Below are 10,887 nucleotides of genomic sequence, written 5' to 3'. Positions count from 1 at the left end.
GACTATGAGCGAAGCGATATCCGTTCACCACGGTGAATTCGGGCGCGCAGCTCTTTATAAGCTGGATAAGCCAATCATCACCCATGCCCACCGAGAAGGGCATCTCATCTTCTATCTGAGCGGAGCGGAAGCAAAGGTCAGTGTTTCGGGGCGCTGGATCGCCGCGGACAAGAACACCGCCGTAGCGGTAAGTCCATGGGAACAGCACAGCTTTTACCTGAAGGACCAGCACCCGACGGAAGCCTGCCTTTGCCTGGTGCTGTATATCAAGCCGATCTGGTTCCTGGAAAACAGCCAATCAGCTGAATTCGCTTTGAATTTCGGCAGATCTTTTATCTCCATGACGCCTGATGTTTCCAATTGGGTAAAGCGACTGACGTCGCTTCTGCTCGATGGCGGCAATGATCACCTGTTCGATGGGTATCTCTACCGGACAACGTTGCAGTGTTTCGAGCAATCCTGGCGGCACGCCGACCGCAATTCCGTTTTGAGCGACAGTCGCCATCGCTTTACCGACTACAGGGTACGCCGGTCGCTCAGGCTCATGCAGGAAAACTATACGGAAGAGGTCGAGGTCGAGTGGCTGGCACGTGAAGTCGGCTTGTCCCGGCCGCATTTCTTCAAGCTTTTCAAGAAGCAAATGGGTATCACGCCCAACCTCTACCTGAATACGCTGCGCGCGGAACAGGCCATTTCCGATCTCATGACGACCGACAAGTCGGTCACCGAAATCAGCTACGATCTGGGCTTTTCCTCGCAGGCAAGCTTCACGAGATTCTTCTCGTCGAATGTCGGCATCCCGCCGAGCGATTACCGCCGAGTGGCCCACGTCACCTGAGCAGCCTGAGCGAAAGTCGGGCGACCTCAATTATGCCGATGATAGGCCAACAGAGAAGACTATCGGGTACGTCGATTCCGGAGCTTCGCACTTAGCCTTTCCATAAGCAAACGACCTGTGTGTCGAACGCGCTATGGGAGGGCGTCGCAAGATGCGACATGACTTTGTCGGTCAGACAACCGGTGGAGGGTGCAGGAGCTTCGCATGAGAGATTTTGCATCCCGGCATCCCGGCTGGACGATCATCATACTGCTGGCAGTGGCCATTTTCATCTGGCTGATTTTCGCCGTGTGGCCGAAAGAACTCGTGGATGTCATCGGCCGCAAGAAAGTGTTCCTGAACGCAGTGTTTAACGGCATCACGCTGGGTGGTCTCTATTTCCTGGTCGCCAGCGGCTTCACCCTCATTTTCGGGCTGATGCGGAATGTCAATCTCGCACATGGCTCGCTTTACCTGCTGGGCGGGTATATCGGCTATTTCGTTGCCAGCTCCACCGGCTACTGGCTGCTCGCCTTTCCCGTCGCCTTCGTTCTCGTCGCGATTGTCGGCATTCTCATGCAGATCTTCATCTTCCGCCGGATGGAAGGTCAGGATCTAAGGCAAACGCTCGTTACGATCGGAATTTCCATCGTCATGGCGGACCTGATGCTTTGGGGGGTTGGAGGAGACTTTTATAACATCTCTCCGCCCAGCTGGCTGAGTGGACCGATGGAAACCCTGTTCGTAACGGGTGTGAAACGCTCGTCTGGTGAACTGATCTACCTGAAGTATCCGGTGGTCAGGGTCGTGATCTTCCTGGCATCTGTCGTCATCGGTGTTGCCATGTGGATGATCCTCAACCGGACGCAGATCGGCATGATGATCCGCGCCGGGGTCGATGACAGGGACATGCTGTCTGCGACCGGTGCACGTATTCAACTGGTCTTTGTCGGCGTATTTGCCTTCGGCGCAGGTCTTGCGGGGATCGCAGGCGTTGTCGGCGGTACATTCCAGTCCGTCGCTCCCGGGGAAGACATCAGGTTTCTCCTGGCTTCCCTTGTCGTCGTAATCGTCGGTGGCATGGGCTCGATCACAGGCGCTGCACTCGGTGCGCTCCTCATCGGCCTCGCGGAGCAATTCGGCTCGGTCTATTTCCCAACCTATGCGGTCGTGCTCACCTTCCTGATCATGGTTCTGGTGCTCGCGTTCCGGCCGCAGGGCCTGATGGGAAGGTCGTGACGGATGGCACTGGTTGAGACTAATCCGAGACCCAAGGTGCATGACGCGCGTCAGCGCGTCTGGTTCGAACGTATTCCCGCCAGCTACTGGATTGTTTGCATTGCGTTGCTGATCATGCCCGCTTTTGCCAGCGAATTCACGCTCTACCAGGTATTCGGATGGTCGTTCATCCTTGGCATGATCTCGCTCAGCCTGATGTTTCTTGGCGGTTATGGCGGCATGGTGAGCCTGGTCCAGATGTCGGTGGCAGGCCTCGCCGGTTATATGGTTGCGATCTTTGGTGACAGCGCGATCACGGATATCAGCCTGGGCTGGCCATGGTACATAGCCATCCCCCTTGCACTGATTGTTGCAATGGTGTTCGGAACGATCGTCGGGTCGCTGGCCGTTCGTACCGAAGGCATCTATACGATCATGATCACGCTCGCGGTCGCAGCAGCGTTCTTCTATTTCACACGTCAAAATTACGTTGTTTTCAATGGGTTTTCAGGGTTCAACGGCGTCTTGCCGCCAAACTTGTTTGGTGTCGACTGGCGTCAGAGCATCCCGTTTTATTACCTGACGCTGTTCTGGGCTGCTGTCTCCTATTTCGTCGTGCTCTACATATCGCGAGCCCCCTTCGGACTGGCGCTCCAGGGCGTACGTGACAATCCCCGGCGCATGGCGGCACTTGGCTACAGCGTGAATGCCCATCGGATCGCGGCCTATGCGTTTGCCGCTTTGATCGCCGGCACGGGCGGTATTCTGCTGACCTGGCAATCCGCCCAGATTTCCCCCGGAACGGCAGGTATCGGCCCGGCGATCGATATTCTGGTGATCGCGGTGATCGGTGGAATGAGCCGGCCGATCGGGCCGTTCATCGGTGCGTTTATCTACGTTCTCCTGAAGACTTTCGCGATCGACATCTTGTTGTCGGTCGGCTTGAGCGGTGAGCGTTTCCAGCTGCTGATCGGACTTGGGTTCCTGGCGATCGTCTTCTTTTCACCCGACGGTTTGCTGGGGCTTTGGGACCGCTGGCAGGAATACCGCAAGCGTGATCCCCTTCTGGACAGAAGCGAGGACCGCCTGTGACGTTCCTCGACACATCCGGCACATCTGTCTCCGACCGTCTGAGCGTCACCGGCACGGCGAACGCACTGGAACTGCGCGGCGTCAGCAAACTGTTCGGAGCGTTGGCGGCGCTTGCCGACATAGACCTGATCGTCAAACCCGGCGAACGGCGCGCCGTGCTGGGATCGAATGGTGCCGGGAAAACCACATTGTTCAATTGCATAACCGGAGATTTTGCGCCGTCAACTGGCTCTATCCGGTTTTTCGGCGAGGAAGTGGCCGCCTTTCCCGCACAGGAACGCATTCGGCGCGGATTGCGCAGAACCTATCAGATCTCGCTGCTCTTCACCGGACTGTCGGTTCTTGACAACGTCTATCTCGCCTGCTGCGGCGTGTCGCGAGGGCGGTTTTCATTCCTTAGGCCCCGCCGCGACGATGCGCTGATGGCCAGTGCCGAAAATCTTGTGCATGTGGTTCATCTGGATGAGGTGCGTGACACAAGGGTATCGGAGTTGTCCTACGGGCAGCAGCGGCAGTTGGAAATCGCCATGGCCCTGTCCGGCGCTCCACGCTTTATCCTCTTTGACGAACCCGCTGCAGGGCTTTCGCCGGCTGAACGGCAGGAGCTTATCGAAATCCTGACCGGATTGCCGGGTCACATGGGCTTCATCATCATCGAACACGACATGGATGTCGCCCTGCGTGTCGCCGAGTCAGTCACGATGATGCACAACGGGCGGATCTTCAAAGAAGGCAAACCGGCGGAAATCGAAGACGACGAGGAAGTGCAGGCACTCTATCTCGGCGGCGAGGAGGGGCTTGGTCATGGCTGAACGCTCCTCTCCCGCTTTGGAGATCAAGGACCTCAATGTTTTCTACGGCCAGTCGCACGCCTTGCAAGGGGTCAATCTGACACTGGATCATGGCGTCCTGTCCGTTGTCGGGCGCAACGGCATGGGCAAGACGACGACCTGCAAGGCGATTATGGGTCTCGTTCCGGTTGCGTCCGGTTCAATCAGCCTGTCCGGCAGAAATCTGTCGGGGCTTGGACCTGCGGAAATCGCGCGTCTCGGCATTGGCTATGTGCCACAGGGGCGGCGTCTTTGGAGATCGCTGACCGTCGACGAGCATCTGAAGCTGGTTGCGCGGCGCGGTGGTGCCTGGACACCGGAACGTGTCTATTCAATCTTCCCCCGGCTGGCGGAACGGCGAAACAACGGCGGCGCGCAGCTCTCGGGCGGCGAACAGCAAATGCTGGCGATCGGCCGGGCCCTGCTGCTCAATCCGAAATTGCTGGTCATGGACGAGCCTACCGAGGGGTTGGCGCCCGTGATCGTCAATCAGGTCGCCGAAATGCTGGTCCGCCTTGGCCAAGAAGGTGATATCGACGTTCTGGTGATTGAGCAGAATATCGGCGTTGCCTGCGCGGTTGCCGATCAGGTCGCGATCATGGTCAATGGCCGCATCAACCGCATTTTGCCGTCGTCCCAGTTGGCATCGGACCGGGATTTGCAGCAGGCCTTGCTCGGTGTCGGACGCCATGCCCACGACGAAACACCAGCCCCCGTTCGAGAACAGGAGCCGGATCAGGCAGCCCCGTCATCACCGCATGTCCAACGGATCTACCTCTCCAATCCTAAAACGCCGACACGCTGGTCACGGCCTGTGCCTGTTCGTGTCATTGAAAACACCTCCCGGACAAGCACCTCCGTGGCTGCTTCGGCGACACAGAATGTCACGCCGCTCTATGCACAGCGCACGTCCGGAGGAGCGACGGTCTATGTCGCTGGAACGCTAGATACCAAGGGCGAGGAACTTCGCTACATGCGCGACGTCCTGAAGGCGGAGGACCTGACGGTTCGCCTTGTGGACCTGTCGACAAGCGGGAAACCGTCCGGCGCGGAAGTCCCGCCACACGCAGTCGCGGCCTTTCACCCACGTGGCGCCAATGGTGTCTTCACCGGCGATCGGGGAACCGCGGTTGCCGGCATGACCCTCGCTTTCGAGCGGTGGATGCGGGCACAGACCGATGTCGCCGGGGTCATTTCCGCAGGCGGTTCCGGCGGCACGGCGCTTGTCAGTCCTGCCATGCGGACCCTTCCGGTTGGTATCCCGAAAGTGATCGTATCTACCGTCGCAAGCGGCAATGTGGAGCAGTATGTCGGCCCGTCCGACATCATGATGCTGCATTCGGTTGCGGACGTGCAGGGACTGAATTCGATCACCCGGGAAGTTCTTGGCAATGGCGCCGGGGCGCTCGCGGGTGCCGTGCGGGCTCGCAAGAAACGCACGCCCGTCCGCAATGCCAAGCCTGCAGTCGGCTTGACCATGTTCGGCGTGACCACGCCATGCGTTCAGCAGGTAACGGCTGCGCTTGAGAGCGATTTCGACTGCCTGGTTTTCCACGCGACCGGCGTCGGCGGGCGTTCCATGGAAAAGCTGATGGACAGTGGCATGCTGGCAGCAGTCGTCGATCTGACGACCACGGAAATCTGCGACATGGTCGCCGGTGGTGTTTTCGCCGCGAACGAGGACAGGTTCGGCGCATCGATCCGGGCAGGACTTCCCTATATCGGCGCATGCGGCGCGCTCGACATGGTCAATTTCAATGCGCCTGAAACCGTGCCGGAGAAATATCGCGGACGTCTTTTCTACGAACACAATCCGCAGATCACGCTGATGCGCACGACCGTGGATGAGAATATCGAAATGGGCCGCTTTATCGGATCGCGGCTCAACGAGATGACGGGCCCGGTGCGTTTCTTCCTGCCGGAAGGCGGCGTCTCGCTGCTGGATGCCCCCGGCATGGCGTTTCACGACCCGGCCGCCGACGAGGCCCTTTTCCGATCACTCGAAGACACCGTCCGTCAGACCAGCGAACGCAGGCTGATCAGGGTTCCTCACAATATCAACGACCCGGAATTTGCCGACCTGATCGTCGAAACCTTCCGCGGTTTCCATTCCAGCCGGCGCAGCCGTGCAGCAGGAGACTGACCATGTTCGAACGCAAACAGCTTGTCGAAAAGTACCGTGCGATGATCGCACGCGGCGAGCCGATCATCGGTGGTGGTGCCGGCACTGGGCTCTCGGCCAAGGGCGAGGAAGCCGGTGGGATCGACCTCATTGTGATCTACAACTCCGGCCGTTACCGGATGGCGGGCCGCGGCAGTCTGGCCGGTCTGATGCCTTATGGCGACGCCAACTCAGTCGTGATGGAAATGGCGGGTGAAGTCCTGCCTGTCGTGAAGAACACGCCCGTACTTGCCGGCGTGTGTTCATCGGATCCGTTTCGGCTGATGGACAAGTTCCTTGATGAAGTGAAATCCGCCGGATTTTCAGGCGTTCAAAACTTTCCGACCGTCGGCCTGATCGACGGCAACTTCAGGGCCAATCTGGAGGAAACCGGCATGTCCTATCAGCTCGAGGTGGACATGATTGCGATGGCCCACGAGAAGGACATGCTCACGACGCCTTACGTCTTTTCCACTGAGGATGCGACGGCAATGGCAAGGGCAGGTGCGGACATAATCGTCTGCCACCTTGGCCTGACGACGGGAGGCAGCATCGGAGCAGAAACCTCGCTGAAGCTCGCCGACTGTCCGGCAATCGTCGATGAGTGGTCCGAGGCGGCACTGGCAGTTAAGCCGGACGCCGTCGTTCTGGTCCATGGCGGCCCTGTCGCCATGCCCGAGGACGCCGAATTCGTCTTGAAGAATACGCGCAACTGCCACGGCTTTTACGGCGCATCGTCGATGGAGCGCTTGCCGACGGAAGTTGCGCTCGTCGAACAAACCAAAAAATTCAAGGAAATCCGCGGCTCTTGAGCCGGGGTGGGAGGATCGAACATGGCTGGTCAGCTCATCGGGCAATTGGTGCTTTGGCTCATTCTCGCGGTTATTGTTGTCTTCATCCTTTACTGGGTGATGCATTGGCTCTACCGCCGCTCAACCAAGGAAGTTGCCTTCGTGCGAACGGGGTTCCTGGGAGAAAAGGTCGTGATCGATGGCGGCGCCTTTGTGTGGCCGATCATCCACGACATAACACCGGTCAACATGAATTCCCTGCAGATGGGACTGACGCGCGAAAAGGAAGATGCGCTTATCACGAAAGACCGGTTGCGCGTCGACGTGGATGCGGAGTTTTACGTCCGCGTCGGTCAGACGAAAACTGCGGTCAGCCTGGCGGCCTCAACGCTTGGGCGGCGCACGCTGGAGCCGGAGCGCATCCACTCGCTGCTGTCGGGTAAATTCGTCTCGGCGCTGAGAACCGTCGCCTCCGAAATGACGATGGAAGAGCTTCACGAAAGCCGCCATGTCTATGTCGGCCGGGTGCTGGAAGCTGCTCAGATCGGGCTCGACAAGAACGGACTGGAGCTGGAAAGCGTTGCCATCACCGACATCGACCAGACCGGTATCGAGTATTTCAACCCCTCGAACCGTTTTGATGCGGAGGGCCTGACAACCGTCATCCGTGAAATCGAGGATCGCCGGAAACTGCGCAACGACATTGAGCAGGACTCCATGATCCGCATCCGCTCTCGCAATCTGGAAGCGGAAAAGCAGGTTCTCGACATTGAGCGTGAAAGCGAACATGCGCGCCTGGAGCAGGAACGCGAGATCGAATTCCGCCGCGCACAGCAGCACACGGATCTTGTTCGGGAACGCGCAGAGCGGGAGAAGGAAGCCGAGCAGGCATCGCTTTTGAGCCGCGAAGCAATTGAAACGGCACGGATTGAAAACGATCGGCTGATTTCGGAAGCGCGCATCGCGTCCGAAAAGGAAGTCCGCCAAAAGGAAATAGACCGTCAGCGGGTCATAGACGAAGCGGAAATCGTAACGCGCGAAGCTGTCGAGAAAGCGCGCATCGGCCAGGAAAAGAACCTCACCGAAGAGCGCATCAAGACGCAGCAAATGACGGAAGCAGCCGAAATTGCTGCCAAGGAGGCAGTCGAAAAGGCCCGGATTTCCCAGGAACGGACGCTGACCGAGGCGCGCATTGCCAAGGATCGCGAAACGGAAGCTCTTGAAATCGAGCGCCGGAAGACGATCGAGGAAACCGATATCGCCGCGCGCGAGCTGATCGAAAAGGCGAAAATCGCGCAGGAGGAAGCCGTCACGGAAGCGCGGATTACGTTCGAACGCTCGACCCGCGAGCGGGAAATCGCCCGCAATCTTGCAGTGGAACAGGCAGAGATCGCCTCACGTGAAGCCGCAGAAAAGCTGCGGGTCGCGCAGGAGCAAACTGTCAACGCATCGCGTATCGAGGCCGACCGCGAAACCCGACGCCTTGAAATCGAGCGTCAGAAGATCCTGGAAGAGGCGGAAATCGCCAGCCAGAAGGCGACAGAAGCGGCGCGTATTGCCCGCGAAAAGGCACTCTCCGCCGAGCGCATTGCCTCTGAGCAGGCGACCCGTGCACTGGAGATTGAGCGTCAGCGGGAGATTGATATCGCACAGATCGCCGCGCGTGAGGAAACCAACAAGACCCGGATTGCCCAGGAAGAGCGTATTCGGAACCTGGAGATTTCCTCCAACAAGGCGATCGATGAAGCAGAGATCGCTGCACGCGAAGCCGTTGAGAAGGCGCGGATCGCCCAGGACAAGCAACTCTCCTTCGAGCGCATTGCGGCGCAGGCGGCAACCGATGAGCGCGATGTTGCCCGTCAGGCAGCCTTGGATGCGGCCAATATTGCGGCCAAGGAAGCAACGGAAGCCAAACGGATCGCCCAGGAGAAGGTGATTGCGGCCGAACGCATTTCCTTCGAACAGGCGACCCGCGGGCTCGAAATCGCCCGCAACAAGGCTGTCGAGGAAGCCGAGATTGCCGCGCGCGAAGCCGTCGATGCGGCAAGGATCGCGCAGGAAGCCAAGATCACGCTGCAGCGAATCGAGAGCGAAGAGACGACGCGGGAACGCGACGTCGCCCGCGCACAGGCCATCGAGGCGGCGGAAATTGCCAAGATCGAGGCAACGGAAGCGGCACGCATTGCGAAGGAAAAGAAAGTCGCGGCCGAGCGTATCGCATACGAGCAGGATCTGAGAGAGCGCGAAATCGCCCGCAACCGCGCGGTCGATGTTGCCAATATCTCCGCTCAGGAGCTGGTGGAGGCAGCACGTATCGCGCAGGAGAACAAGGTTCGCACGGCCGAGATCGCCAAGGAAGCGGAAATCCGCACGCGCGAGATCGAAAAGACCGAAGCGATCGAAACGGCGGAAGTGTCATCCAGACGCACGGTCGAGCAGGTCCGGATTGCACGGGAACAGGAAACGACCGCGGAAAAGATCGCGCGGGACGAAAAGATCCGCGCACTGGAAATTGCCCGCAACCAGGCGATCGACGAAGCCCAGGTGGCGGCGGATCAGGCCGTCGAGGCGGCCAGGGTCGCCAAGGCGAAGTCCATCGACGCAGTGAAGATCCTCGCCGAGCAGGAGATCGACGCCAAGAAGCTGGAGCGCAGGAAGGTACTCGAGCAGCTCGAGATCGCGCGCGTCCAGGCGCTGCGCGAAGCCGAAATCGTCAGCCAGGAGGAAATCGAACGGGCGCAGATTGCGTCGGAACGTGGCCTCGACGATGCCCGCATCGGTCATCAGACGGAGCGCAGACGTTTGGAGATCGAGCGCGAGAAATCCGTCGAAAGCGCCCAGATGGACAAGGCCATCGAGCTCTACAAGAAGTCGCTTGACGAAAGCGCAGCTGCTGTAGAGGCCGAGGCCGCACGGGCGCGTGCTGCCGAAGCTGCGGAAAAGGTCAAAACGGCTCAGGAAACCGAAGTTGCTACCCGCCGCAAGTCGGTCGATGTGGTGCTTGCAGAAAAGGATGCGGAGGAAAAACGCATCGCGGCCGAAGCCGAACGCATTCGCAAGGCGGTGGAAGCCGAAGCCCAGAAGCTCATCAACGAGGCGGAAAACGTCCTCACCGATGGTGCCCGTCATTCCCTCTTCAAACGCAAGATGCTGGAGCACGTCGAAGGCATTGTCGCCGCATCGGTCAAGCCACTGGAGAAGATCAACGACATCAAGATCATGCAGCTCGGCGGCAACGGTGCGACTGGTCTCGGATGGGCGGACGGCAACGGAGCGGCCACCGGTGGCGGTGGCGGCGGCAGCCCGACGGACGAGGTCATCAACTCGGCTCTGCGCTATCGCGTCCAGGCCCCGATGGTCGACAGCCTGCTGAGCGATATCGGCATCGACGGCTCGAACCTGGCCAAGTCGGACGTGATGCGCACGGCCAACGACATGACGCGCGCGGCAAATGAGATGAAGCGGCTGAAGGCCGATGACAAGCCCAAAGGGTCCGGTTCTTCGAAGGAGAGCAAATAATGGCCCGCGTCTATACGTCCTCGGTTATAAGCGCGCCTGCCGCCAAGGTGTGGGAGCGGATCCGTGACTTCAACGGCCTGCCGAAGTGGCACCCGCGGATCCGCGAGAGCCGGATTGAAGACGCGCTGCCTGCAGACAAGATCGGCTGCATTCGCAATTTCAACTTGCAGAACGGTGACAACATCCGTGAGCAGCTGCTCGGGCTGTCCGACTACGACCTTTTCTACAGCTATTCGATGCTCGAGGGGCCGATGCCGCTCAGCGATTACATTGCGACACTCCGGCTGACACCGGTCACCGAAGGCGATCGCACGTTCATCGAGTGGTCCGCCGAATTCAGCTGCGAACCGGAGAAGGAAGACGAACTGGTTGCCGGGATCGGCACCAATGTCTTTCAGGGAGGTTTCGACGCGCTGAAGAGGCACTTCGGGGGTTAAATGCAAGGTTTCGTTGTCAAAA

At 59.3% G+C, this 10,887-nt stretch carries 8 protein-coding genes; all 8 read left to right on the top strand.

What is annotated here, in order from left to right:
* Window positions 1-4: 4 nt before the first annotated feature.
* The 8 genes from Q0915_RS23080 to Q0915_RS23045 all read left to right on the top strand — a co-directional run bounded on the left by Q0915_RS23080 (window position 5) and on the right by Q0915_RS23045 (window position 10,865).
* The gene (locus Q0915_RS23080; protein ID WP_299479504.1) at window positions 5-838 is read left to right on the top strand and encodes an AraC family transcriptional regulator; all 834 of its coding nucleotides are present in this window, start codon (window positions 5-7) and stop codon (window positions 836-838) included.
* Window positions 839-1,042: 204 nt separating this feature from the next.
* On the top strand, window positions 1,043-2,056 hold the full coding sequence (locus Q0915_RS23075) for a branched-chain amino acid ABC transporter permease (protein ID WP_299479501.1): 1,014 nt from the start codon (window positions 1,043-1,045) through the stop codon (window positions 2,054-2,056).
* 3 nt (window positions 2,057-2,059) lie between these two features.
* Complete coding sequence (locus tag Q0915_RS23070; RefSeq protein WP_299479498.1) at window positions 2,060-3,127, top strand: branched-chain amino acid ABC transporter permease; 1,068 nt, start codon at window positions 2,060-2,062, stop codon at window positions 3,125-3,127.
* A gap of 38 nt (window positions 3,128-3,165) precedes the next feature.
* Window positions 3,166-3,939, top strand: coding sequence for an ABC transporter ATP-binding protein (locus tag Q0915_RS23065; RefSeq protein ID WP_299480582.1), 774 nt, complete (start codon window positions 3,166-3,168; stop codon window positions 3,937-3,939).
* Window positions 3,932-6,100, top strand: coding sequence for an ABC transporter permease (locus Q0915_RS23060; protein ID WP_299479495.1), 2,169 nt, complete (start codon window positions 3,932-3,934; stop codon window positions 6,098-6,100). The genes Q0915_RS23065 and Q0915_RS23060 overlap by 8 nt, the downstream gene beginning before the upstream one ends.
* Entirely contained in the window at window positions 6,097-6,930 is an 834-nt protein-coding gene (locus tag Q0915_RS23055; protein WP_299480580.1) for a phosphoenolpyruvate hydrolase family protein, read from the top strand. The genes Q0915_RS23060 and Q0915_RS23055 overlap by 4 nt, the downstream gene beginning before the upstream one ends.
* Window positions 6,931-6,951: 21 nt before the next feature.
* The gene (locus Q0915_RS23050; protein WP_299479492.1) at window positions 6,952-10,428 is read left to right on the top strand and encodes a flotillin family protein; all 3,477 of its coding nucleotides are present in this window, start codon (window positions 6,952-6,954) and stop codon (window positions 10,426-10,428) included.
* A complete protein-coding gene (locus Q0915_RS23045; RefSeq protein WP_299479489.1) occupies window positions 10,428-10,865 on the top strand; it encodes an SRPBCC family protein in 438 nt (145 codons plus the stop codon). The genes Q0915_RS23050 and Q0915_RS23045 overlap by 1 nt, the downstream gene beginning before the upstream one ends.
* Window positions 10,866-10,887: the final 22 nt, after the last annotated feature.

The organism is uncultured Roseibium sp., from assembly GCF_947494555.1.
Classification (GTDB): domain Bacteria; phylum Pseudomonadota; class Alphaproteobacteria; order Rhizobiales; family Stappiaceae; genus Roseibium.
The sequence above is the reverse complement of the archived record's forward strand: the minus strand, read 5'-3'. Positions and strand labels throughout refer to the sequence as shown.